Source organism: Pseudomonas sp. FW215-R2 (assembly GCF_058789255.1).
The window spans coordinates 22,407-44,634 of record NZ_JBYTBO010000020.1 but is presented as its reverse complement, the minus strand read 5'-3'; the positions used below and the strand labels follow the sequence as shown (position 1 = coordinate 44,634).

At 60.0% G+C, this 22,228-nt stretch carries 23 protein-coding genes and 1 pseudogene; 16 read left to right on the top strand and 8 right to left on the bottom strand.

Annotation, left to right across the window (positions count from 1 at the left end):
- Positions 1-28: 28 nt before the first annotated feature.
- The 4 genes from zwf to AC3WRD_RS23625 all read left to right on the top strand — a co-directional run bounded on the left by zwf (position 29) and on the right by AC3WRD_RS23625 (position 3,795).
- Positions 29-1,495, top strand: a complete 1,467-nt coding sequence (gene zwf / locus AC3WRD_RS23640; protein WP_085709658.1) for a glucose-6-phosphate dehydrogenase — start codon at positions 29-31, stop codon at positions 1,493-1,495.
- A complete protein-coding gene (gene pgl / locus AC3WRD_RS23635) occupies positions 1,482-2,195 on the top strand; it encodes a 6-phosphogluconolactonase (RefSeq protein ID WP_096818242.1) in 714 nt (237 codons plus the stop codon). The genes zwf and pgl overlap by 14 nt, the downstream gene beginning before the upstream one ends.
- 17 nt (positions 2,196-2,212) lie before the next feature.
- Positions 2,213-2,878: a bifunctional 4-hydroxy-2-oxoglutarate aldolase/2-dehydro-3-deoxy-phosphogluconate aldolase gene (locus AC3WRD_RS23630; protein ID WP_011335602.1), complete on the top strand. Its 666-nt coding sequence runs from the start codon at positions 2,213-2,215 to the stop codon at positions 2,876-2,878.
- 200 nt (positions 2,879-3,078) lie between these two features.
- On the top strand, positions 3,079-3,795 hold the full coding sequence (locus tag AC3WRD_RS23625) for an intradiol ring-cleavage dioxygenase (protein ID WP_102621294.1): 717 nt from the start codon (positions 3,079-3,081) through the stop codon (positions 3,793-3,795).
- Here the strand turns inward: AC3WRD_RS23625 and AC3WRD_RS23620 are convergent.
- Both AC3WRD_RS23620 and AC3WRD_RS23615 read right to left on the bottom strand, forming a co-directional pair.
- On the bottom strand, positions 3,792-4,973 hold the full coding sequence (locus AC3WRD_RS23620; RefSeq protein WP_102621295.1) for an aminotransferase class V-fold PLP-dependent enzyme: 1,182 nt from the start codon (positions 4,971-4,973) through the stop codon (positions 3,792-3,794). The two genes, AC3WRD_RS23625 and AC3WRD_RS23620, sit on opposite strands and share 4 nt — an antisense overlap.
- Positions 4,974-4,997: 24 nt before the next feature.
- Complete coding sequence (locus tag AC3WRD_RS23615; protein ID WP_003213031.1) at positions 4,998-5,234, bottom strand: DUF3820 family protein; 237 nt, start codon at positions 5,232-5,234, stop codon at positions 4,998-5,000.
- A 205-nt stretch (positions 5,235-5,439) separates the two neighbouring features.
- Here AC3WRD_RS23615 and AC3WRD_RS23610 point away from each other — a divergent pair, with 205 nt between their 5' ends.
- Positions 5,440-5,907, top strand: a complete 468-nt coding sequence (locus AC3WRD_RS23610) for a PA2169 family four-helix-bundle protein (protein ID WP_096818237.1) — start codon at positions 5,440-5,442, stop codon at positions 5,905-5,907.
- A 69-nt stretch (positions 5,908-5,976) separates the two neighbouring features.
- Here the strand turns inward: AC3WRD_RS23610 and AC3WRD_RS23605 are convergent, their stop codons facing one another.
- Both AC3WRD_RS23605 and AC3WRD_RS23600 read right to left on the bottom strand, forming a co-directional pair.
- Positions 5,977-6,447, bottom strand: a complete 471-nt coding sequence (locus AC3WRD_RS23605; RefSeq protein WP_044464608.1) for a MaoC family dehydratase — start codon at positions 6,445-6,447, stop codon at positions 5,977-5,979.
- A 43-nt stretch (positions 6,448-6,490) separates the two neighbouring features.
- The gene (locus tag AC3WRD_RS23600) at positions 6,491-7,435 is read right to left on the bottom strand and encodes an alpha/beta hydrolase (protein WP_102621296.1); all 945 of its coding nucleotides are present in this window, start codon (positions 7,433-7,435) and stop codon (positions 6,491-6,493) included.
- A 249-nt stretch (positions 7,436-7,684) separates the two neighbouring features.
- Between AC3WRD_RS23600 and fadD2 the strand changes: the two genes are divergently transcribed.
- Both fadD2 and fadD1 read left to right on the top strand, forming a co-directional pair.
- Positions 7,685-9,373 (top strand): long-chain-fatty-acid--CoA ligase FadD2, encoded by a 1,689-nt coding sequence (gene fadD2 / locus AC3WRD_RS23595; RefSeq protein ID WP_102621297.1) that lies wholly within the window; start codon positions 7,685-7,687, stop codon positions 9,371-9,373.
- Positions 9,374-9,724: 351 nt separating this feature from the next.
- Positions 9,725-11,422 carry a long-chain-fatty-acid--CoA ligase FadD1 gene (fadD1, locus tag AC3WRD_RS23590; RefSeq protein WP_096818229.1) on the top strand — a complete coding sequence of 566 codons (1,698 nt, stop codon included), beginning with the start codon at positions 9,725-9,727 and terminating at the stop codon, positions 11,420-11,422.
- A 48-nt stretch (positions 11,423-11,470) separates the two neighbouring features.
- On the opposite strand, the gene AC3WRD_RS23585 is transcribed toward fadD1, so the two are convergent.
- Entirely contained in the window at positions 11,471-11,848 is a 378-nt protein-coding gene (locus tag AC3WRD_RS23585; protein WP_007951149.1) for a hypothetical protein, read from the bottom strand.
- Positions 11,849-12,046: 198 nt separating this feature from the next.
- Between AC3WRD_RS23585 and AC3WRD_RS23580 the strand changes: the two genes are divergently transcribed.
- The 3 genes from AC3WRD_RS23580 to def all read left to right on the top strand — a co-directional run bounded on the left by AC3WRD_RS23580 (position 12,047) and on the right by def (position 13,908).
- Positions 12,047-12,238, top strand: coding sequence for a CsbD family protein (locus AC3WRD_RS23580; RefSeq protein WP_096818227.1), 192 nt, complete (start codon positions 12,047-12,049; stop codon positions 12,236-12,238).
- Positions 12,239-12,415: 177 nt separating this feature from the next.
- Positions 12,416-13,366, top strand: a complete 951-nt coding sequence (locus tag AC3WRD_RS23575) for a YihY/virulence factor BrkB family protein (protein ID WP_096818226.1) — start codon at positions 12,416-12,418, stop codon at positions 13,364-13,366.
- Positions 13,367-13,368: 2 nt separating this feature from the next.
- Entirely contained in the window at positions 13,369-13,908 is a 540-nt protein-coding gene (def, locus tag AC3WRD_RS23570; protein ID WP_096818225.1) for a peptide deformylase, read from the top strand.
- Here the strand turns inward: def and AC3WRD_RS23565 are convergent, their stop codons facing one another.
- Positions 13,909-14,328, bottom strand: coding sequence for a GNAT family N-acetyltransferase (locus tag AC3WRD_RS23565; RefSeq protein WP_102621298.1), 420 nt, complete (start codon positions 14,326-14,328; stop codon positions 13,909-13,911).
- Between the two features lie 336 nt (positions 14,329-14,664).
- Here AC3WRD_RS23565 and AC3WRD_RS23560 point away from each other — a divergent pair, with 336 nt between their 5' ends.
- The 6 genes and pseudogenes from AC3WRD_RS23560 (at position 14,665) to AC3WRD_RS23535 (ending at position 19,925) form a co-directional block, all read left to right on the top strand.
- Entirely contained in the window at positions 14,665-15,606 is a 942-nt protein-coding gene (locus tag AC3WRD_RS23560) for a fatty acid desaturase (RefSeq protein WP_102621299.1), read from the top strand.
- A 7-nt stretch (positions 15,607-15,613) separates the two neighbouring features.
- The gene (locus AC3WRD_RS23555; protein ID WP_102621300.1) at positions 15,614-16,405 is read left to right on the top strand and encodes a phosphate/phosphite/phosphonate ABC transporter substrate-binding protein; all 792 of its coding nucleotides are present in this window, start codon (positions 15,614-15,616) and stop codon (positions 16,403-16,405) included.
- A 127-nt stretch (positions 16,406-16,532) separates the two neighbouring features.
- Complete coding sequence (locus AC3WRD_RS23550; RefSeq protein ID WP_102621301.1) at positions 16,533-17,078, top strand: sigma-70 family RNA polymerase sigma factor; 546 nt, start codon at positions 16,533-16,535, stop codon at positions 17,076-17,078.
- The gene (locus tag AC3WRD_RS23545) at positions 17,075-18,088 is read left to right on the top strand and encodes an ABC transporter substrate-binding protein (RefSeq protein ID WP_096818220.1); all 1,014 of its coding nucleotides are present in this window, start codon (positions 17,075-17,077) and stop codon (positions 18,086-18,088) included. Before AC3WRD_RS23550 ends, AC3WRD_RS23545 begins: the two co-directional genes overlap by 4 nt.
- 517 nt (positions 18,089-18,605) lie before the next feature.
- Positions 18,606-19,376 (top strand): annotated as a pseudogene (locus AC3WRD_RS23540) (PAS domain-containing protein); the annotation flags it as partial.
- A 9-nt stretch (positions 19,377-19,385) separates the two neighbouring features.
- Entirely contained in the window at positions 19,386-19,925 is a 540-nt protein-coding gene (locus AC3WRD_RS23535; protein ID WP_371320920.1) for a methyl-accepting chemotaxis protein, read from the top strand.
- Between the two features lie 74 nt (positions 19,926-19,999).
- On the opposite strand, the gene AC3WRD_RS23530 is transcribed toward AC3WRD_RS23535, so the two are convergent.
- On the bottom strand, positions 20,000-20,557 hold the full coding sequence (locus AC3WRD_RS23530) for a hypothetical protein (RefSeq protein ID WP_102621302.1): 558 nt from the start codon (positions 20,555-20,557) through the stop codon (positions 20,000-20,002).
- Positions 20,558-20,709: 152 nt separating this feature from the next.
- Positions 20,710-22,134 (bottom strand): MFS transporter, encoded by a 1,425-nt coding sequence (locus AC3WRD_RS23525; protein WP_102621303.1) that lies wholly within the window; start codon positions 22,132-22,134, stop codon positions 20,710-20,712.
- Positions 22,135-22,228 lie beyond the last annotated feature (94 nt).

Here is a 22,228-nt window from a genome sequence, read left to right as displayed (position 1 = left end):
AGCTTAACTTGATAAAAGAACAAACATCATGCCTTCGATTACGGTTGAACCGTGCACCTTCGCCTTGTTCGGCGCCTTGGGCGATCTGGCCCTGCGCAAGCTGTTTCCTGCCCTTTATCACCTGGATGGCGCCGGCCTGCTGCACGAGGACACGCGTATTATCGCGCTGGCCCGTGAAGAAGGCACCGAACAGCAGCACATGGCATTCATTGCCGCCGAACTGCGCCGCTACGTGGGCAAGGAACTGGACGAGGCCGTGGCCGAGCGCTTTCTGGCGCGCCTGACCTACCTGCACGTCGACTTCCTGAAGGCTGAAGATTACGCGGCGCTGGCCGAACTGGCGGGCACCAAACAACGCATGATTGCCTACTTCGCCACCCCGGCGGCGGTGTACGGCGCGATCTGCGAGAACCTGGCGAAAGTCGGTCTGGCCGAAAACACCCGCGTGGTGCTGGAAAAGCCGATCGGCTCGGACCTGGAATCCTCGCGCAAGGTCAACGACGCCGTGGCGCAGTTCTTCCCGGAGAACCGCACCTACCGCATCGACCACTACCTGGGCAAAGAGACGGTACAAAACCTGATCGCCCTGCGTTTCGCCAACAGCCTGTTCGAAACCCAATGGAACCAGCATTACATCTCCCACGTGGAAATCACCGTGGCCGAGAAGGTCGGCATCGAAGGCCGCTGGGGCTATTTCGACAAGGCCGGCCAGCTGCGCGACATGATCCAGAACCACCTGCTGCAACTGCTTTGCCTGATCGCCATGGACCCGCCGGCCGACCTGTCCGCCGACAGCATCCGTGACGAAAAAGTGAAAGTGCTCAAGGCGCTGGCGCCGATCAGCCCGGAAGGCCTGACCACTCAAGTGGTGCGCGGCCAGTACATTGCCGGCCACAGCGAAGGCAAATCCGTACCGGGTTACCTCGAAGAACCGAATTCCAACACCCAGAGCGACACCGAAACCTTCGTCGCCCTGCGTGCCGATATCCGCAACTGGCGCTGGGCCGGCGTGCCGTTCTACCTGCGCACCGGCAAGCGCATGCCGCAGAAACTGTCGCAGATCGTCATCCACTTCAAGGAACCGTCGCACTACATCTTCGCCCCGGAGCAGCGCCTGCAGATCAGCAACAAACTGATCATCCGTCTGCAACCGGACGAAGGCATTTCCCTGCGTGTGATGACCAAGGATCAAGGCCTGGACAAGGGCATGCAGCTGCGCAGCGGCCCGTTGCAACTGAATTTCTCCGACACCTGGCGCAGCGCGCGGATCCCCGACGCCTACGAGCGGTTGTTGCTGGAAGTGATGAACGGCAATCAGAACCTGTTTGTCCGTAAAGATGAAATCGAAGCCGCGTGGAAGTGGTGTGACCAGTTGATCGCCGGGTGGAAAAAGTCCGGTGACGCGCCCAAGCCGTATGCGGCCGGGTCGTGGGGGCCGATGAGCTCCATTGCATTGATCACGCGGGACGGGAGGTCGTGGTATGGCGATATCTGATGTGAAACTGCCCGCGGGCGTAAATGCCCACGAATTCAAGAGCCCGGTGTTGCTCGCCGAAGGCTTGGCGCTGAATGTCGCCAAGCAGTTGAGCGATGCATTGGCAGCGCGCGGCAACGCTGTGCTGGTGGTGTCCGGCGGTCGCAGCCCCGTGGCGTTTTTCCAGCACCTGGCCAAGCAGGCGCTGGACTGGTCGAAGGTCGTCGTGACCCTGGCCGACGAGCGCTGGGTGCCGGTCGAACACGCCGACAGCAACGCCGGTCTGCTCAAGCAGTATCTGCTCAAGGGCCCGGCGGCCAAGGCGCAGTTCCTCAGCCTTTACAGCGCGGCGGCCAACGTCGAGCAGGCTGCGGAGCAGGCCGATCGGTTGCTCGCCGAGTTGCCGCCCATCGACGTGCTGGTGTTGGGCATGGGCGATGACGGTCACACCGCGTCGTTGTTCCCGGACAGCCCGAACCTGACTGAAGCCCTGCAAGCCGATGGCACCCGTCGCTGCTGGCCGATGCTGGCGCCAAGCGTGCCGCGTCAACGCCTGACCATGAGCCGGGCGCTGCTGGCCTCGGCGCGGCACAAGATTCTGTCGATTTCCGGTCAGTCGAAACTGACCACCCTGAATGCCGCACTGGCATCCAACGACGTCGCCGCCATGCCGGTTCGCGCGTTTCTGCAACCTACGTTAGAGATTTACTGGTGCCCATGAGCCAAGGAACAGCCGCTATGACAACCCCATCCCCGACCGTTTCCATGGCGGACAAAGTTGCCCTGATCGACAGCCTCTGCGCCAAGGCGCGGATCCTGCCGGTGATCACCATCGCCCGTGAACAGGACGTGTTGCCGCTGGCCGATGCCCTGGCCGCCGGTGGTCTGACCGCGCTGGAAGTGACCCTGCGTTCGCAGTTCGGCCTCAAGGCGATCCAGATCCTGCGCGAACAGCGCCCGGAGCTGGTGACCGGTGCCGGCACCGTGCTCGACCGCAACATGCTGGCCGCGGCCGAAGCGGCTGGTTCGCAATTCATCGTCACCCCGGGCATCACCCGTGACCTGCTGGAAGCCAGCGTCGAAAGCCCGATCCCGCTGCTGCCGGGCATCAGCAACGCCTCCGGCATCATGGAAGGCTATGGCCTGGGTTATCGCCGCTTCAAGCTGTTCCCGGCTGAAGTCAGCGGCGGCGTGGCGGCCATCAAGGCTCTGGGCGGCCCGTTCGGCGAAGTGAAATTCTGCCCGACTGGCGGCGTCGGCCCGGCCAACATCAAGAGCTACATGGCGCTGAAAAACGTCATGTGCGTGGGTGGTAGCTGGATGCTGGATCCTGAGTGGATCAAGAACGGCGACTGGGCGCGCATTCAGGAATGCACCGCCGAGGCTCTGGCGCTGCTGGACTGATGTTTCTGAAATAGTTTTTTCCTGACACTTCGTTGTGTGTTCTACGGCTTTAACGGTGCGCTTGGTCGGTGCACCGTTTTTTTTTGCCCGCAAAAAACCTTCGTTATCTCGAGATACGTTATCTGGAGATACATAGTTACCGCACCCGGCTTCGCGTGGGGCGCTAACCTGCGTTCATCTTATGGAAGAGAGAACGCGTCATGGATAACCAGCCTTCAGCGCCATCGATTTATCAACTGGCCCCCGAGCAAGTCGCCGGGCCGTATTTTCGCAATCCCAAACTGCTGCGCCGCAACATCAGCGAAGGTGCCGAGGGCCTGCCTTTGCTGTTGCGCCTGACCATCGTCGATGCGATGACCGCCGAACCGGTCAGCGGGGCACTGGTGGATATCTGGCACTGCAACGCACGGGGCGCCTATTCCGGCTGGAGTCGGGTCAACCCGGACCAGGAAGTCGATGTCGAAGACATCGGTTCGATCCCGCGAACCGACGACGACACCTACCTGCGCGGCGGTCAGTTCAGCGATCACAAGGGCAGGGTGCGCTTCACCACGATCTATCCGGGGTTTTATGCCGGACGTGCCCTGCACATTCACGTGGCGGTGCGCATCGTCGCCGGCAACGAATACCTGGACGAGCGCAATGTGGCCTGGGTCGGACAGCTGTACTTCCCCGAGGTGGTTTCTCGCGGGGTGCTCAACGCCAAGGCGTATCGCGGGCGCGGCTCGGAGCCTGTGTGCAATGCCAACGATGTCTATTACGCCAACATGGGTGGGGAGGCCTCGACCCTGACCGTGTGGCCGATCGGCCGCGACTCCCACGAGGACGGTTACTTCGGCCACCTCACGATCGGCATCGACACCTTTGCGGTGTCGTCGCAGATCAAGCCCGAGGACTTCGACAAGTACACGGTTTAACGCAGTTCATTCAGCGCCAGAACCAGCGACTGGATCTCCGCCGCCGTCGTGGTCAACGACGGCGTGATGCGGATGCATGGCCCGCAGGCTGCGCCGTTGCGCACGACGGTGAACAGGTTGTAGTCGTTGAGCAGGCGTTCGACCATCGCCTGCTGGTCGGCATGCCGGGTAAAACGCATCGAGGTGATGCCGCAATACAGCCGCGGATCGTCCGGGGTCATGACTTCGATGCCCGGCAGGTTACGCACGGCGCTGACCCACAGGTTGCGCAGGTAATTGACCCGTGCGCCCTTGGCCGCCGCGCCACCGAGTGAGCGGTGTTCCTCGAACACCAGCGGCAGGGTCATCAGCGCCGGAATGTTCGGCGTGCTGTGGGGTGTGCGCGAGCGGATGTCGTTGAGCGGGAAATGCATCTCGCCCATGTCCGGGTCGATGTCGGCCAAGCGTTGCGGGGCGATATACAGAAAGCCCAGGGTCAGCGGCGAGCCGATCCATTTGTGCAGGTTGTACCCGGCGAAGGCGATGCCCAGCGCTTCCAGATCGAACTCGATCTGGCCGAGGGCATGGGCGCCATCGAGGATGATATCGACGCCATGTTCCTTGGCCAGCGAGGCGATGGCCTGCACCGGCATCACCAGTCCGGTGCGGTGGGTGACGTGGGTCAGCGCCATCAGCTTGAGCTTCGGATAGCGAGTGAAGGCTTCGCGGTAGGTCGCCAGCAGGCTGTCGAAGCTGGCCGGGTGCGCGTGCTCGATCTCGATCACCTCGACCCCGCGATGGCGGGCCAGCCAACGCATGGCGCCCTTGACCGTGTCGTATTCCAGATCGCAGATCAGCACCTGATCGCCAGGTTCGAGACGGTTGTAGTTGCGGATCAGCGACTGCAGGCCGGCGGTGGCGTTCTGGGTGAAGGCGATGCTTTGCGCACGCACACCGATCAGTTCGGCCAGTTGCGCGCGGATGTCGAGGCTGTCGTGCTGTTCAAAGCGTTGGCGTACGTAGATCGAGTTGCTGTTGTTGATCAGCTCGATGTGGCGCTGATAGTCCTCGACCACGGTGCGCGACATGCGCCCGAAGTAGCCGTTTTCCAGGTTCATGGGGCCGGGGTGGCGGTCGTAACGGTCGGCGAAGGTTTGCCAGAAGGCTTCGTCTCGGGCGCGGCGGGTGTTATCGGGCATGGTCGACTCGGATCAGGATGCGCCTCAGTGGCGCGGGGCGGGTTTGCCATGTTTGGCGCGCAGCGGTTCAAGCAGCTCCGACAGGCCGTTGTGATCGATTTCCTGCATCAGCGCCAACAGGCCGCCGAGTTCGCCGTGGGGGAAACCTTCCCGGGCGAACCAGTTCAGGTACGGGCCGGGGAGGTCGGCGATGATCCGTCCCTTGTATTTGCCGAAGGGCATTTCGCGGGTAATCAGCAGTTCGAGTTTTTCGGGATTCATTGCACGGATCGTCTGAGTTCAAAACAGTCTGGAAAATACAGGCATTCTGCATGCAGGCCAAATGACAGATCATGCAAATAACAGGCATACAGATTTCGTCTTTATAAGTAAGTTATTGAAAATAAAAGAATAAATTCAATAGAAAAAACTGGCACGGCCACTGCAACACTCCTTGCACCTTCCACCGAACGCAAGGAATTGAAAAATGACTGACCTCAATAAAGAAGCCATCTCCGTCCTCAACGACCTGATTGAAACCAGCAAGGACGGTCAGGAAGGGTTCAAGACCTGTGCAGAAGACATCAAACACCCTGAACTGAAAACCCTGTTCGTGAAACGCTCCGCCGACTGCGCTACGGCTGCCGCCGAATTGCAGGCGACCGTGCGTTCAATGGGTGGCGATCCGGAAACTTCCACCAGCGTCAGCGGCGATCTGCATCGTCGCTGGGTCGACGTCAAAGCCGTGTTTACCGGCAAGGACGAAGAAGCGGTGCTCAACGAGGCCGAGCGCGGTGAAGACCATGCCCTGAAGGCTTATCGTGAAGCGATCGAGAAGATCAACAAGCACAACCTGGTGGGCATCCGTGATCTGGTCGAACGCCAGTACCACGGCGTGCAACGCAATCACGATCAAGTGAAAGCCCTGCGTAACCAGGCTCGCGCACGCTCTTAAGCGTTCGGGGCCAAGAAAAAACGCCAGCTAGTCTGGCGTTTTTTTGTGTCCGGATTTAACCGAGATTGATCAGCCGATGCTGATGGCCGGCAAGGTCGGCAGGGTAACGGTCTGTTGTTTACGTGGAGCCAGAATCTCGGCTTCACCGTCCACGACCAATTCATCGCGCTGGTTGAATACGCGAGTGGCAATGCGCACGCGGAATTTCGGCAGTTTCTCGAGGATTTCCAGGCGCACGGTCAGGGTGTCGCCAATCTTTACCGGTTTCTGGAAGCTCATCTGCTGACCGATATAAATGGTGCCCGGCCCAGGCAGCTCGCACGCCACGGCCGCACTGATCAGCGCGCCGCTGAACATGCCGTGGGCGATGCGTTCCTTGAACATGCTGGCGGCGGCAAACTCGGCGTCCAGGTGCACCGGGTTGTGGTCGCCGGACATCGCGGCGAACAGCTGGATGTCACGCTCTTCGACGTGCTTGCTGTAGCTGGCGGTCTGGCCGACTTCGAGCGCTTCGTAAGGGGTGTTGGTAACCTGGGTCATGAGTCTGAATTCCTGTGACGGATTAAATGAATCCAAAAAAAAATTATTCGCTGCGTTGAGGGCGGCGATGGCTGAGCGTCTGGTCGATCCAGGCCAGCACATCGGCGGTCACTTCGTCGCGGTTGGTCTCGTTGAACAATTCGTGCCGCGCCTGCGGGTAGATCTTCAGTTGCAGGTTCTGGCTGCCGGCCGAGCGCAAGGCATTGGCCAGATCAGTCAGACGCTTGCCTTCGCTCACCGGATCACATTCGCCGCCAATCACCAGCAGCGGCAGGCCCGGGTCGATCTGGGCGAGATTGGACGCTTTGCTGATTTGCTGCAACCCGCCGAGCAGGTCGATCCACAACTGATTGGTGCAGCGAAAGCCGCACAGCGGATCGGTGGCGTACTTGTCGACTTCGGCCGGGTCGCGACTCAGCCAGTCAAACGCGGTGCGCGCCGGTTTGAATTTATTGTTGAACGAGCCGAACGACAGCCACTCGATCAGCGCGCTGCGGCCCTTGGCGCCCTGGCGCAGCTTTTCGAACCGGGCGATCTGCCGGGCTGCGCGGTACAGCGCAACCGGCTGGAAATTCGAGCCGCTGAGAATCGCGCCGTGCAGGCTGGCGCTGTGATGCAGTAAATAAGCCTGCGCGATGTAGCTGCCCATGCTGTGCCCGAGCAGCACGATCGGTACGTCGCTATGACGCTGGCCGATGTGCTGGTTGAGGCTGGCCAGGTCGCCGACCACCTTGCACCAGCCATCGTCGTCGGCGAAATGCCCGAGCGTCCCTTGATCGGCCGTTTTGCCATGGCCGCGCAGATCGGGCGCATACACACCGTAACCTTCGGCGCAGAACGACTCTGCCAGTCGCGCATAACGACCGCTGTGCTCGGCCATGCCGTGGGCCAGCAGAATCACCGCCTTCAGCGGTGCGTTCGGCAGCCACTGGTTGATGAAGAGGCGGCTGCGGTCACTCGCGTCCAGCCAGAAAGTGTCGTGGATCATGGCTATTCCTTTTGCTGCATGCTTTTGCTGCAGGGGCCAGCAGAGGTTGCATTGTATAGCGCGTCCGATCAGCTCACGCCACGGCTGGAAGATTCACACGATCAATGAGGACGTCGCCCATATTTGCCTGAATGACCATAGCTGCTAGTGTCCGTGAAGCCCCGCTTTTTGCTTTCGGCTTTTTCAAGGACAAGAGAAAAATGACAGCGAAGCGGCCCCGGATCGGCTCAGGTAAAGAGGACAAGAACAATGCAACCTGATTTCTGGAATGACAAACGCCCGGCGGGCGTACCCCTGGACATCGACGTGGGTGAATTCAAGTCGGTGATCGAGGTGTTCGAGCGTTCCTGCAAGAAATTCGCTGATCGCCCGGCGTTCAGCAACATGGGCGTGACCCTGACCTACGCCGAACTCGAGCGCTACAGCGCCGCGTTCGCCGGTTACCTGCAAGCCCACACCGATCTGGTGCCGGGGGATCGCATCGCGGTGCAGATGCCCAACGTCCTGCATTATCCGATTGCCGTGTTCGGCGCGCTGCGTGCCGGGCTGATCGTGGTCAACACCAACCCGCTATACACCGCGCGGGAGATGCGTCACCAGTTCAAGGACTCCGGTGCCCGGGCGCTGGTGTACCTGAACATGTTCGGCCAGAAGGTCCAGGAAGTGCTGCCGGACACCGACATCCAGTACCTGATCGAAGCGAAGATGGGCGACCTGATGCCCACCGCCAAGGGCTGGCTGGTCAACACCGTGGTCAGCAAAGTGAAGAAAATGGTCCCGGCGTACTCGCTGCCCCAGGCGATTTCCTTCAAGAGCGCGTTGCGCATGGGGCGGGGCCTGGGCATCAAGCCGCTGAAGGTCGGCCTGGACGACATCGCCGTCCTGCAATACACCGGCGGCACCACCGGCCTGGCCAAGGGCGCGATGCTCACCCACGGCAATCTGGTGGCCAACATGCAGCAGGTTCGCGCCTGTCTCGCCCAGTTCGGCAGCGATAGCCAGCCACTGCTGCGCGAAGGGCAGGAAGTGATGATCGCGCCGCTGCCGCTGTACCACATCTATGCCTTCACCGCGAATTGCATGTGCATGATGGTGTCCGGCAACCACAACGTGCTGATCACCAACCCGCGTGACATCGGCGGTTTCATCAAGGAGCTGAAGAACTGGAAGTTCTCGGCGCTGCTGGGGCTCAACACGCTGTTTGTCGCGCTGATGGATCATCCGGACTTCAAGACCCTGGACTTCTCCACCCTCAAACTCACCAACTCCGGCGGTACTGCGCTGGTCAAGGCCACCGCCGAGCGCTGGGAGCAGATCACCGGTTGCCGCATCACCGAAGGCTACGGCTTGACCGAAACCTCGCCGGTGGCCTGCACCAACCCGTACGGCGATCTGTCACGAATCGGCACGGTCGGCCTGCCGGTGCCGGGCACCCGGTTGAAAGTCATCAATGACGACGGCGTCGAACAGCCTTTGGGCGAGCGCGGCGAACTGTGCATCAAGGGCCCGCAGATCATGAAGGGCTATTGGCAGAAACCCGAGGCCACCGCCGAGGTGCTGGATGCCGAGGGCTGGTTCAAGTCTGGTGACATCGCGGTGATCGACCCGGACGGTTTCGTGCGCATCGTCGACCGCAAGAAAGACATGATCATCGTCTCCGGTTTCAACGTGTACCCGAACGAGATCGAAGACGTGGTGATGGCCCACCCGAAAGTCGCCAACTGCGCGGTGATCGGCGTCCCGGACGAGCGCTCCGGGGAAGCGGTGAAGCTGTTTGTGGTGGCGCGGGAAACCGGCGTGAGCCTGGAAGAACTGAAGGCCTACTGCAAAGAGAATTTCACCGCGTACAAGGTGCCCAAACACATCGTGCTGCGTGAGTCGTTGCCGATGACGCCTGTCGGGAAGATTCTGCGGCGTGAGTTGCGCGATATCGCCTGATCGCTGAATGACTGCGCCTGACGCATTCGCGTTGAGGCCTGAAGATCGCAGCCTCTGGTGGCTTCCTTGAAGCCGCTGAAGGCTGCGATCTTTTGCTTTTTGTCCCGGAATTCCGGGGCTTTTAGAGAGTTATAGGATTTTTGCTCTAAAATGACTGCCAGTAGTTCTTGAGTCATGAAAATGACTGTAGGGGCCGCTTTTGGCTCTAGTCGACCCTTGGCAAAGCTGCTACTCTCGGCGCGCTTTGTGACTTCTCGGCCTTGTAAAAAGCCAGACTCACCAATAAACAAACACCAATAATAATCGCATCAAATGCGGTGCTGAATTCGCGTTGCTGAGGAGTGGGCTTCCATGATCGAAGACTTTTGGAAGGATAAGTACCCCGCTGGAATTGCTGCCGACATCAATCCAGACGAGTACCCGAATATTCAGGCAGTGTTGAAGCAATCCTGCCAACGCTTCGCCGACAAACCGGCGTTCAGCAACCTGGGCAAGACCATCACCTACGGTGAACTGTACGAATTGTCCGGTGCGTTTGCCGCTTATCTGCAACAGCATACCGATTTGCAGCCCGGTGATCGAATCGCCGTGCAGCTGCCCAACGTGTTGCAGTACCCGGTCGCCGTCTTCGGTGCCATCCGTGCCGGGCTGATCGTGGTCAACACCAACCCGCTGTACACCGCGCGGGAAATGGAACACCAGTTCAATGACTCCGGTGCCAAGGCGCTGGTGTGCCTGGCCAACATGGCGCACCTGGCCGAAGCCGTGGTGCCGAAAACCGGCGTCAAACACGTCATCGTCACCGAAGTCGCCGACCTGCTGCCGCCGATCAAGCGTCTGCTGATCAACAGCGTCATCAAGTACGTGAAGAAAATGGTGCCGGCCTATCACCTGCCAAAAGCCGTCAAGTTCAACGACGTGCTGAGCAAGGGCCAGGGTCAACCGGTCGCCGAAGCCAACCCGGACAGCGGCGATGTCGCGGTGCTGCAATACACCGGCGGCACCACCGGCGTGGCCAAGGGCGCGATGCTCACCCATCGCAACCTCGTCGCCAACATGTTGCAGTGCAAGGCGCTGATGGGCTCCAACCTCAATGAAGGTTGCGAGATCCTGATCACCCCGCTGCCGCTGTACCACATCTATGCGTTCACCTTTCATTGCATGGCGATGATGCTGATCGGCAACCACAACATCCTGATCAGCAACCCGCGCGACCTGCCGGCGATGGTCAAGGAACTGTCGAAGTGGAAGTTCAGCGGTTTCGTCGGCCTCAATACGCTGTTCGTGGCCCTGTGCAACAACGAAGGTTTCCGCAAGCTGGATTTCTCGGCGCTGAAAGTCACCCTGTCCGGTGGCATGGCGTTGCAACTGGCCGCCGCCGAGCGTTGGAAAGCGGTCACCGGTTGCCCGATCTGCGAAGGTTACGGCATGACCGAAACCAGCCCGGTGGCTACGGTCAACCCGATCCAGAACATCCAGATCGGCACCATCGGCATTCCAGTGCCGTCGACCCTGTGCAAAGTCATCGACGATGCCGGCGTCGAGCAGCCGCTGGGTGAAATCGGCGAGCTGTGCGTCAAGGGCCCGCAAGTGATGAAGGGCTACTGGCAGCGTCAGGAAGCCACCGACGAGATGCTCGACAGCGAAGGCTGGCTGAAGACCGGTGACATCGCGCTGATTCAGCCGGACGGCTACATGCGCATTGTCGATCGCAAGAAAGACATGATCCTGGTCTCCGGTTTCAACGTGTACCCGAACGAACTGGAAGACGTGCTGGCGACCCTGCCGGGCGTGTTGCAGTGCGCGGCCATCGGTATTCCGGACGAGAAGTCGGGCGAGGCGATCAAGATCTTTATCGTCGCCAAGCCAGGCGTCACGCTGACCAAGGAAACGGTGATGGAGCACATGCGCGCCAACGTCACCGGCTACAAGGTGCCGCGTTCGGTGGAATTCCGCGATGCGCTGCCGACCACCAATGTCGGCAAGATCCTGCGTCGCGAGTTGCGCGACGAAGAGCTGAAGAAGATCAAGGCGAAGAACGCCGCATAAAATAAAAAGCCCCGCAGATGCGGGGCTTTTTGTTGGTGCAGGAATCGATTACTGACGGAACGGCGCGAAGTTCACGTTGGTGCCTGCCGGGCGCATGTCCTGCAGGTACGAGTCCTTGTCGGCGCTCAGTTCCAGGCTCAGGGCTGCCTTGCGCTTGCCTTCGTTGCGGATCACCAGGCCTTCGAGCTTCTCGCGCAGAAACACGGTCGGCACTTTCAAGTGCAGCAGCTCGTCGGTGGCCGGGGTGTGCATCAACAGGTGAATCCACTCGTACTGACCGATGGCCAGGCGCGACACCGGCAGATCGAACCACCAGATGTTGCGGTTGCGGTTAAGTTCGGCGAAGTGGCAGTTGTTGGTGCCGAGCACGGCACCGCCCAGTTCCTGGTTGCGACGGGCGATGGCCTGCTTTTTATCGAGTTTCATAACATTCCTGCGGGATCGGTTCTGTGGCGCCTGGCGCCCTTATGGTGGGCATTCTCGGGGCTACGCTCGCAAACATAAAGCGCAACCTGCACGCCGCGACGAAATGAAGCCCTGAAAATAAATGAAACTTGGCGCAAACCGGGCCAGTCAATCGTTACGTACTGACTTTTCCCCTTCAATGCACCAAGGAGAAACACCATGAGTAGCACAGGCGATAAAGTAAAAGGCATGGCCAACGAAGCGGTCGGCAACGTCAAGCAGGGCATCGGTAAAGCCACCGACAACACCAAACTGCAAGTCGAAGGCAAACTGCAAGAGAAGAAAGGCGAGGCCCAGCAAGCGGTGGGCAAAGCCAAGGACGCGATCAAGAAAGGCGTCGACAAGGCTTGATCCAGCCTTGAACGAAACAACAAAGCGGCCATCCAAGGATGGCCGTTTTCGTGTCCCGTTCACATACAGTCACGGATCACAGTGTTTCAAAGTCGCCAAGTAAGCTACTTTGATGAGAGAAAAACGGCCCCTGAGTCGCCACGACTTCAACCTGTTTTGCGGCGAAAGGAGACGCGAATGATTTTCCCCGACATGAAAGGCCTGCCCCTGCACCGGGTCATCGTGCGCACCGTCACCGAGTTCATGGACGACGAGATGTCGACCTATGCCTCGGCATTGGCCTACCAGATGCTGTTCTCGCTGTTCCCGTTCATTCTGTTCCTGATTGCCCTGATCGGTTTCCTGCACCTGCCGGACTTCTTCTCCTGGCTGCGCCTGCAATCGGAGCTGGTGTTGCCGCCCCAGGCGCTGGAGCAGGTCAACCCGGTGATCGACCAGTTGCAGCAATCCAAGGGTGGTCTGCTGTCCGTGGGTATCGTCGTCGCCCTGTACACCGCGTCCGCCGGTGTGCGCCTGATGATGAGCGCGATGAACGCGGCCTACGACGTGGTCGAGGGCCGGCCGATCTGGAAGCGCTTCCCGCTGTCGATCATCTACACCGTCGGCATTGCCGGCATGCTGCTGGCCGCTGCCGCGCTGATGGTGCTCGGGCCGCAGGTGATGGGCTGGATCGCCGGGCAGGTCGGGCTGGAAGACTTCATCGTCACCGTATGGACCATCGCCCGCTGGCCGGTGATCGTGATCCTGATGATGGTCGCCGTCGCTTTGATCTACTACGTGATGCCCGACGTCAAACAGGAATTCCGTTTCATCACCCCGGGCTCGGTGCTGGCGGTGGTGGTGTGGATCATCGCGTCTCTGGGGTTCGCGTTTTACGTCAAGACGTTCGCCAACTACAACGCCATGTATGGCAGCATCGGTGCGATCATCGTGCTGTTGCTGTATTTCTACATTTCCGCTGCCGTGCTGTTGCTGGGCGCGGAGATGAATGCCGTGATCGAACACATGTCCAGCGAGGGCAAGGACCCGGGCGAGAAAGTCCCCGGCGAACTCGATGAACATCCCAAACAACACGTTTCCGGACTTGGGCGCGATCATTCGCTCAACCCGAACACAGACGAAGCCTGATCATGATCCGTGAAATCCTGAAGATGGGCGATGAACGCCTGCTGCGCATTGCCCCGCCGGTGCCCGCCGAGATGCTCGACAGCCCTGAGCTGTGGCAACTGATCGACGACATGTTCCAGACCATGGAAAGCGTCGGCGGTGTCGGCCTGGCCGCGCCGCAGATCGGCGTCGACCTGCAACTGGTGATCTTCGGCTTCGAGCACAGCGAACGTTACCCGGACGCCGAAGCGGTGCCGCAGACGATCCTGATCAATCCGCTGATCACGCCGTTGAGTCCCTTGATGGAAGAGGGCTTCGAAGGCTGCCTGTCGGTGCCCGGCCTGCGGGGCGCGGTAGATCGTTATCAGCAGATCCGCTACGAAGGTGTCGATCCCAAGGGGCAGCCGATCGTGCGCGTGGCCTCGGGCTTCCATGCACGGGTGGTGCAGCACGAGTGCGATCACCTGATCGGGCGGTTGTACCCGTCGCGCATTACCGATTTCAGCAAGTTCGGTTACACCGAAGTGATGTTCCCGGATCTCGACCCCAACGCCGACGACTGACTAGTCCGCGCGCGGCGCAAGCTCCATGGCAATCATCGGCTTGCTCCGCGCATAACGGCTCAAGCGCTCGGCCATCGCCTGGGGCAGGGCGGGGTCGAAAGTGAAGCCGCGCCGTTCGTAGAAACCGCGCAGGTCCGGGTGGCAGAACAACCAGACAGGCGCCTCGACGTCCTTCACCGCTTCGGCAATCAATTGCGCGGCAATACCCTGTTCGCGGCAGGTCGGGTCGACGAACAACCCGGTCAGCCAATACCCGCCTGACACCAGTCGCAGACATAAAGCAGCCACGATTTCCTCGCGCCTTGCCACCCACAATTGCGCCTCGCGCACCGCTTTCATCGACGATTGATGTTGGCGGTAGAACTTGTTCATCAAGGGCCAGGACAGGTCGTCGAGCTGGCTGTAACGGATGTCGGTCATGAATCGGACTGCCGGTGCAAAAGCCGCGGATTATAAAACAACGTGCTCGCCGGGATAGGTGTATACCTGATCTCACATCCCCTCTGAGTGGAGTACGCATCATGTCCAAAGGTATGGATTCGAAGAAAGCCGCGAAGAAGAAACCGGCCAAGACCGCCATCGAGAAACGCCACGAGAAAAGGGCGAAAAAAGTCGACATCTTCGGTCATTGATCACCTCCTTCAGGAGCCTGGTTCCCAGGCTCCTGTCTCGCCCGTAAAAACCTCGCAAAAATAATCTGCAAGATTTTCCGCTGGTGTTGCACAGAACGATCAGACCCTCGTTCCGAGCCACGCCATGCCCCATTATTTCGACGATGCCCATCGCCAACAGATCGAAGCCCTGCGCCAACGCTTCACCGCCCGCACCGACTGGCCGACCTGGCTGTTGCTGATCGGCGTGTATGCCGGTTGGTTCGCGATTGTGTTGGGCAGCGAATGGCTGGGCCTCTGGTGGAGCACGCTGCTGCTGATTCCGTTGCTGGTGCTGTGGCTGTCGGTGCAGCACGAATTGCTCCACGGTCATCCGACGCGCTGGACTTCGGTGAACAAAGTCCTCGGCTACGCGCCGTTTGCGGTGTGGTATCCGTACACGCTCTATCGCGACAGCCATTTGCAGCACCATCGCGATGAGGACCTGACGATCCCCGGCGTCGACCCCGAAAGCCGTTACCTGAGCGCCGAGCGCTGGCACGGCAGTTCGCTGCTCGAACGCAGCCTGCACTGGCTGAACAAGACCGTGCTCGGCCGATTCATTCTTGGCGCACCGCTGGCGTTGCTGGCGCTGGCCAATGAACAACTGCAACGCTTGAAAAGCGGCGAACGCCAGGCCTGGCTGATGTGGCTGACCCACGGAACCCTGACCGTGCTGATGCTGTTTTTCATCGCCCGCTACAGCGTATTGCCGGTGGGGCATTACCTGTTTTTGATCAGCGTGCCGGCGCTGTCGATTGCGATGGTTCGCTCTTACTATGAACACCGGCCGCACGCACAACCGGAACAACGCACAGTGCTCAACGAAGCCGGATGGCCGTGGCGCTGGCTGTTCCTGAACCTGAATTTCCATTTGGTGCACCACGATTTGCCGAAGCTGGCGTGGTACGACTTGCCCACGGCCTATCGCATGCGCCGGGAGCAATGGGTCGCGCGCAGCGGTGGATTTCTGGTGCAGGGTTATGGGCAACTGTGGCGCCGGCACGGCATCAAACCGATCGACAGTCCGCAGCATCCGTTTATTTGAGGCCACCATGACGTCAGGTTACGCAGAGCTGTTGATGTACATCGCCCCCGAGCCGATCCGCGCGGCGAACGAACAGTGGCTGGCGCGGATTCTCGATCACCTGGGCCGCTCGCGACTCAAGGCCGAAGGCTTGTCGCTGCCCGACCTCTGGCTGTCGCCGCAGTTGCTGCTGACCCAGACCTGCGGCTATCCGCTGATGACCGCGCTGCGTGGCCAGGTCCGGATTGTCGGCCGTCCGCGCTACGAATTGCCGGATGCCACTGCCGGCAATCATTGCAGTCTGATCCTTGCCCGCGCCGATGATCCGCGCCGCAGTCTGGCGGAGTTCTTCGACAGTCGCGGGGTGATCAACAGCGAGGACTCCAACAGCGGCATGAACCTGTTGCGCCAGCGTCTGGCGCCGTTGCAGCGGGACGGTCAGTTTTTCGCTTCGGTCGGCCTCAGTGGCGGCCATCGCGAAAGCCTGCGCTGGTTGCGCGAAGATCGCGCCGATCTGGCGGCCATCGACAGCGTGACCTTTGCCTACCTGGCGCAGCACGCCGCCGAAGAGGTCAATGGCTTGCGGGTGGTGGCGCGCAGTGCGTTCAGCCCAACCTTGCCTTTCATCACCGTCGCCAGTGCTTCGGACACGCAGATCGAACAGCTGCGCCGGGCGATGAACCGCAGCCTTCAAGACTTGCCCGACGTTGCCCGCATCCTCGGCCTGCCCGAAGTCCTGCCTGCCAGCGAAAGCGATTACCTCGTCCTGCTGGACTATCAACGCGAGGCCGAAGAACTGGGATACGGCCGCTTGCGTTAGCGATTTCCACTAATTCACTAATAGAATATAAAAATTCTTTTTAAGTATTTTTAACGCATAAGGCACCTTGCTAGGATCGCGCCACCGGACGACCGGACATTCAGCGACCCTTGACCAAGGAGCCCCCATGTCCGGCGCCGACTCATCCCATCGCAATCATGTGAATACGTTGTTTCGCGACCATTACCAGTGGTTGTGCACACGTCTGCGCCGGCAATCGAATGATGCAGCCAGCGCCGAAGACATCGCCGCCGAAACCTTCGCGCAACTGCTCGAAGCACCGGGCCTGACCGCCATCCGCGAACCCCGCGCGTTGCTCACCACCATCGCCCAGCGGCTGCTGTATGAGCGCTGGCGGCGGGGCGATCTGGAGCGTCGGCATCTGCATCAACTGCAACAGAGTGACCTCGATCACGCGCCGTCTCCCGAAGATCTGGCAGATCTGTCGCAGAGCCTCAAGCATCTGGACCGGACGCTCCAGCGCCTGCCGGGCAAAGTCCGCTCGACCTTTCTGCTGGCGCGCATCGACGGCCTGACCTACCCGCAAATCGCTGCCGAACTGGGCATCTCCCAGCGTTCGGTAAGCATGTACATGACCCGTTCCCAGGCCCTGTGCAACCGCCACAGCGCCAACCAAACCCTGATTTCCTCCCAGAACAAGAGGTCCGCATGAGATCGATCAAAACCCTGCTCGGCAGTTCGCTGCTGGCCCTGACCCTGACTGCCGGCCACGCCGTGGCAGCGGAAAAAACCGCGCCGATCCACTTCGGCGACATCACCTGGGAAAGCGGCAGTTTCATCACCGAAGTGCTGCGCCTGATCGTCGAAAAAGGTTATGGCTACCCGACCGATACGCTGCCGGGCAGCACCGTCAGCCTCGAAGCGGCGCTGGCAAAAAACGACATTCAAGTGATCGGTGAAGAGTGGGCCGGGCGCAGTCCGGCGTGGGTCAAGGCCGCCGCCGAAGGCAAGGTGTTCGGCCTCGGCGACACGGTGAAGGGCGCCACCGAAGGCTGGTGGGTGCCGGAATACGTGATCAAGGGCGACCCCGAGCGTGGGATCAAACCGCTGGCACCGGAGCTGAAATCCGTGGCCGACCTGCCGCGCTACAAGGATGTGTTCAAGGACCCGGAAGACCCGAGTCGCGGGCGTTTCCTCAACAGCCCGACCGGCTGGACCTCGGAAATCGTCAACAGCCAGAAGCTCAAGGCCTATGCACTGAACGACAGCTTCGTCAACTTCCGCACCGGTTCCGGCGCGGCGCTGGATGCCGAGGTGGCGTCGTCGATCAAGCGTGGCAAACCGGTGCTGTTCTACTACTGGTCGCCGACACCGTTGCTCGGTCGCTTCAAACTGGTGAAGCTGGAAGAGCCACCGTTCGACGCCGAAGCCTGGAAAACCCTGGCCGACGCCAACAACCCCCATCCGAAAGGCACCCGCTCGATGCCGGCGAGCCTGGCGATTGGCGTGTCGGCACCGTTCAAGGCGCAGTATCCGGAACTGGTGACGTTCTTTGAAAAGGTCGATTTGCCGATCGATCTGCTGAACCAGACCCTGGCCGGGATGAGCGAGAAACGTCAGCAGCCACGTCAGGTCGCCGAAGCCTTCCTGCGCGATCAACCGCAAGTCTGGAAGTCGTGGGTGCCGGGTGAAGTGGCAAATAAAGTCAGTGGCAGTCTGTAGTACTTATCCGATAATTGCGTAGTTTCAAAAGTTGCCATTGCGAGTCTATCGCAATGGCAACAAACATCCCGCCCGCTGAACCGATTCTTGTCCGTTTTTTGTCCAAACTCCCCGTGGTACTGGCCGACTAGTGGCCTTGCGCAAGGCTTTGCGCTGTCTATGCTCACACGTAACTAACTATGTCGACCGCCATCCAATGCGCCTCGACGGCAATCGGTTAGTCATGAACAAAGCTGCCAGAGTGCGCAATCCAAGGCACCGACACTGAACCGACAAGGAGCATGTTTTTAAATGGAAGTTCTTCTGCACGTTAGGAATGGCCCGCCCGCGGGCTATCAAGAGAAGGATGTCTTGATTAGAGCGTCGCTGCATGGACTCTTTGATTAATCATCGTTGATCACCTGACAACTTCCTCCTGTGGAGGAATGCGTGTGCCTGTTCTGTGGAACGTAGTGGTGGATTCTGAAAGACCTGAACTTTCATCAAATCAAAAGACCGCGCGGAAGGTGATAGAGACATGTTCAACCTACATCACAAGGCTGACCTGCAGGAAATCGAACGCTTCAGTTGTGCCCTGACTGAAGCCAACGCCAAGTTGGAGGCGATCAGCCGTTCGATGGCGATGATCGAATTCACCCCCGAGGGCATCGTTCTGGATGCCAATGAGAACTTCTGCAAGACCATGGGTTACAGCGCCGAGGAAGTGCGTGGCAAACATCACCGGGTCTTTTGCGAAGAGGCGTTTTACCGCAGCGAGGAATACGCCAAGTTGTGGCGTGATCTGGCCCGTGGTGAACCGCTCAGCGGGACTTTCCTGCGTTTGAACAAGCGCGGTCAGGAGATCTGGCTCGAGGCCAGTTACATGCCGGTGTATGGCCCGGACAAACAAGTCAGAAGCGTGATCAAAGTGGCGTCGGACATCACGGCGCGCGTGAACAAGGAAAAAGAAGAGGAGAGCATGCTCGCCGCCATCAGCCGTTCGATGGCCGTGATCGAATTCACCCCGGAAGGCAATGTGATCTCGGCCAACGACAACTTCCTCAAGACCATGCAGTATTCGCTCAACGAAATTGTCGGCCATCATCACAGCCTGTTCTGTCATCGCGCCGAAGCCGAATCCGCGCAATACAAAGCGTTCTGGGCCTCGCTCAATCGCGGCGAATATCACTCGCACCGCTTCGAACGCAAGAACAAGTCCGGGCAGACCGTTTACCTCGAAGCCTCGTATAACCCGTTGTTCGATGCCAAGGGCCGGTTGTACAAAGTGGTGAAGTTCGCCAGCGACATCACCCACCAGATGACCACCTTGCAGACCGCTGCGGAATCGGCCCACAGCACCTCGGTACAAAACGACGCCTGCGCGCAAAAAGGCTCACAGGTCGTGCAGCAGACGGTGCAGATCATTCAGGACATTTCCCGCGACCTCAACGAAGCGGCACTGAGCATCGATGCGGTGAGCAAGCAGTCGGACATCATCGGCACCATCGTCCAGACCATTCGCGGGATTGCCGACCAGACCAACCTGCTGGCACTCAACGCGGCCATCGAAGCGGCGCGGGCGGGTGAGCACGGACGCGGTTTTGCGGTGGTGGCGGATGAGGTGCGCAGCCTCGCGGCGCGGACCAGTCAGGCGACCCTGGAGATCGTCGATGTGGTGCGCAAGAACCATGAGTTGTCACTGAGTGCGGTGTCGAGCATGCAGTCGAGCCTGAGCCGCACCGGGCTCGGGGTGGAACTGGCGAACGAGGCGGGCGACGCGATCCGCGAGATTCAGCAGGGCTCGCGGCATGTGGTGGATGCGATCAGCCAGTTCAACGAGACGTTGCAGTTGAACTGACGGTTTACGGCTGAAAAAAAAGGATCCCCGTGGGGATCCTTTTTTCATTGCGCCACCCTTCAGAGCGATGAGCGTCAGAGCGAAGCGAGGAACTTGTCAGCCATCTTGTCGCTGTCCTTGACGTCGTTAGGGTTCTCTTTATCGGACTGCGCCAGTTGCATCTTGTCTTGCAGGCGCTGGGCGATCTCTTTGCCGACAGCCAGTTGTTTCTCTGGCGGCATGGCTTTGATGTCGTCTTCGGTCAAACCCATTTCCTTGAGGATGCTGTCGCGCAGACGCTGTTCCGGCGACTTGCTCATGTAGTCCTTGAACTCGTCGGTGGCGGAAGTGCCGGTGGCCTTGGTCTGCGAAGCGTCAGAAGTCTGCAGGCCGACGCGGGTCTTGGCGAACGCTTCATCGACGTTGTCGCTGATGCGCGTGGCTTCGTTGACTTGCTGGGTGGCGAGTTGCGTGGCCGAGCTTCGAATCTGACTGGTGGCGTCAGTGGTTTGCGCCTGCGCCTGGTTTTGCAGCGATTGCAGCATCGCGCCGTGGAGCCCGCCTTGCAGACCGGCAGCCGCCGAAGCGGTGGCGTCTTCGGTGATGCGCTTGGGCAGATGAATCAAATTCGCCTGTTTCGAACTGACCAACATGATGAAGGACCTTGTGGTAATTGCTGTCGGCGGTAAAACAGCAATTACCGTGCCGTCAGAATAAGTCTCATGAATTCAGCAGATTAAGGAATTTACGGTTTTCGGAAGCGGTCATCCTTTGCCGTCCGGCGGCAGAAGATGACCGTTGCCCGTCAGCGATGGGCGATGTTTTCCAGCGCCAGGTTGCGGGTGCGGGGGCCGAAATAGCCGATGGTCAGCATCACGATCAACATGCTGACGACAATGAACGCCAGTACGCCCGGTGTGCCGAAGTGGTCGAGGAACAGACCGATCAACAGGCTGCTGAACACCGTCGACAAACGACTGAACGAGTAACAGAACCCCACCGCCCGGGCGCGGATGTTGGTCGGGAACAGTTCGCTCTGATAGGAGTGATAACTGAAGCTCAGCCAGGCGTTGCAGAAGGTGATCATCACCCCGCAGAAGATCAGGCTGAAGGCGCTGGTCTGCAACGCGAACAAGGTGCCGAAGGTCATGGCGCCCAAGGCTGAGCCGACGATCTGCCACTTGTTCTCGAAGCGGTTGGCGAATTTGACGAACAGCAACGGCCCGAGCGGGTAGGCGAGGGTGATGATGAATGCGTACATCAGACTGTGGGTGACGCTGACGCCCTGACCGGAAAGCAACGCTGGCAGCCAGTTGCCGAAGCCGAAGAAACCGATGGCCTGGAAGATGTGAAAGACGATCAGCATCAGTGCCCGGCGCCGGTACGGTGGCTGCCAGATATCGGCGAAACGGCCCTTGCCTTCGACGTCGACGGCCACGGCTTCCGGCGCATCCAGTGGTTGACGGTGATCTTTCTCGCAGCGCGCCTCGATGCCATCGAGAATCCGGTTCGCTTCATCGAAGCGGCCATGCTGGGCCAGCCAGCGCGGCGACTCTGGCAGCCGTTTGCGCAGCCACCAGATGAACAGCGCAAACACCGCACTGGCCAGCACCACCCAACGCCAGCCGGACACCCCGAACGGCGCCTGCGGCACCAGCCACCAGGACATCAGCGCCACCGCCGGCACCGACAGGAACTGCACGAAAAACGCGAAGGCGAACGCCGAACTGCGCATGCGTTTGGGCACCAGTTCCGAGAGGTAGGCGTCGATGGTCACCAGTTCGATGCCGAGGCCGATGCCCACCAGAAAACGCATGCAGATGATCCCCAGCGCCGAACTCTGCACGCCCATCAGCACCGTGGCCACGGTGTACCAGACCAGCGCGAAGGTGAAGATCGCCCGCCGTCCGAAACGATCCGCCAACGGACTGAGCAGACTGGCGCCGAGAAACAACCCGAGGAACGTCGCCGAGGCGAACGCGGCTTGATCGGAGAACCCGAACACGCCCTGATTGCCGGTGGCGAAGATGCCGTCGCGGATCAGGCCGGGGCTGATATAGGCGGTCTGGAACAGGTCATAGAGTTCGAAGAAACCACCGATCGACAACAGCGCCACCAGCCGCCAGATCGTGGCGACCGCCGGAAGACGGTCGATGCGGGCGGAAACCTGTGCGGCGCGTATCGGGTCGATGCCATCGCTTTGCGCGGCGGCGGGGGCGTGTGCAGTCATGGGCCGATCCATTTTTTTATGATGGAAAAGCTTAGCCTGCTATCGGAAATCAAGGATTGTTTATATCGGCGGTTGGTACGGGAAAACCGCCGAT

Excerpts from the sequence above, each read along its gene's own strand:
- AC3WRD_RS23610 (WP_096818237.1), top strand. The coding sequence starts at position 5,440 with ATGACTGACCTCAATAAAGAAGCCATCTCCGTCCTCAACGACCTGATT.
- AC3WRD_RS23620 (WP_102621295.1), bottom strand. The coding sequence starts at position 4,973 with ATGCCCGATAACACCCGCCGCGCCCGAGACGAAGCCTTCTGGCAAACC.
- fadD2 (WP_102621297.1), top strand. The coding sequence starts at position 7,685 with ATGCAACCTGATTTCTGGAATGACAAACGCCCGGCGGGCGTACCCCTG.
- AC3WRD_RS23575 (WP_096818226.1), top strand. The coding sequence starts at position 12,416 with ATGATTTTCCCCGACATGAAAGGCCTGCCCCTGCACCGGGTCATCGTG.
- AC3WRD_RS23625 (WP_102621294.1), top strand. The coding sequence starts at position 3,079 with ATGGATAACCAGCCTTCAGCGCCATCGATTTATCAACTGGCCCCCGAG.
- AC3WRD_RS23555 (WP_102621300.1), top strand. The coding sequence starts at position 15,614 with ATGACGTCAGGTTACGCAGAGCTGTTGATGTACATCGCCCCCGAGCCG.
- AC3WRD_RS23565 (WP_102621298.1), bottom strand. The coding sequence starts at position 14,328 with ATGACCGACATCCGTTACAGCCAGCTCGACGACCTGTCCTGGCCCTTG.
- AC3WRD_RS23585 (WP_007951149.1), bottom strand. The coding sequence starts at position 11,848 with ATGAAACTCGATAAAAAGCAGGCCATCGCCCGTCGCAACCAGGAACTG.
- AC3WRD_RS23605 (WP_044464608.1), bottom strand. The coding sequence starts at position 6,447 with ATGACCCAGGTTACCAACACCCCTTACGAAGCGCTCGAAGTCGGCCAG.
- AC3WRD_RS23545 (WP_096818220.1), top strand. The coding sequence starts at position 17,075 with ATGAGATCGATCAAAACCCTGCTCGGCAGTTCGCTGCTGGCCCTGACC.
- AC3WRD_RS23630 (WP_011335602.1), top strand. The coding sequence starts at position 2,213 with ATGACAACCCCATCCCCGACCGTTTCCATGGCGGACAAAGTTGCCCTG.
- AC3WRD_RS23615 (WP_003213031.1), bottom strand. The coding sequence starts at position 5,234 with ATGAATCCCGAAAAACTCGAACTGCTGATTACCCGCGAAATGCCCTTC.
- AC3WRD_RS23550 (WP_102621301.1), top strand. The coding sequence starts at position 16,533 with ATGTCCGGCGCCGACTCATCCCATCGCAATCATGTGAATACGTTGTTT.
- def (WP_096818225.1), top strand. The coding sequence starts at position 13,369 with ATGATCCGTGAAATCCTGAAGATGGGCGATGAACGCCTGCTGCGCATT.
- AC3WRD_RS23530 (WP_102621302.1), bottom strand. The coding sequence starts at position 20,557 with ATGTTGGTCAGTTCGAAACAGGCGAATTTGATTCATCTGCCCAAGCGC.
- AC3WRD_RS23580 (WP_096818227.1), top strand. The coding sequence starts at position 12,047 with ATGAGTAGCACAGGCGATAAAGTAAAAGGCATGGCCAACGAAGCGGTC.
- AC3WRD_RS23535 (WP_371320920.1), top strand. The coding sequence starts at position 19,386 with ATGACCACCTTGCAGACCGCTGCGGAATCGGCCCACAGCACCTCGGTA.
- AC3WRD_RS23600 (WP_102621296.1), bottom strand. The coding sequence starts at position 7,435 with ATGATCCACGACACTTTCTGGCTGGACGCGAGTGACCGCAGCCGCCTC.
- fadD1 (WP_096818229.1), top strand. The coding sequence starts at position 9,725 with ATGATCGAAGACTTTTGGAAGGATAAGTACCCCGCTGGAATTGCTGCC.
- pgl (WP_096818242.1), top strand. The coding sequence starts at position 1,482 with ATGGCGATATCTGATGTGAAACTGCCCGCGGGCGTAAATGCCCACGAA.
- zwf (WP_085709658.1), top strand. The coding sequence starts at position 29 with ATGCCTTCGATTACGGTTGAACCGTGCACCTTCGCCTTGTTCGGCGCC.
- AC3WRD_RS23525 (WP_102621303.1), bottom strand. The coding sequence starts at position 22,134 with ATGACTGCACACGCCCCCGCCGCCGCGCAAAGCGATGGCATCGACCCG.
- AC3WRD_RS23560 (WP_102621299.1), top strand. The coding sequence starts at position 14,665 with ATGCCCCATTATTTCGACGATGCCCATCGCCAACAGATCGAAGCCCTG.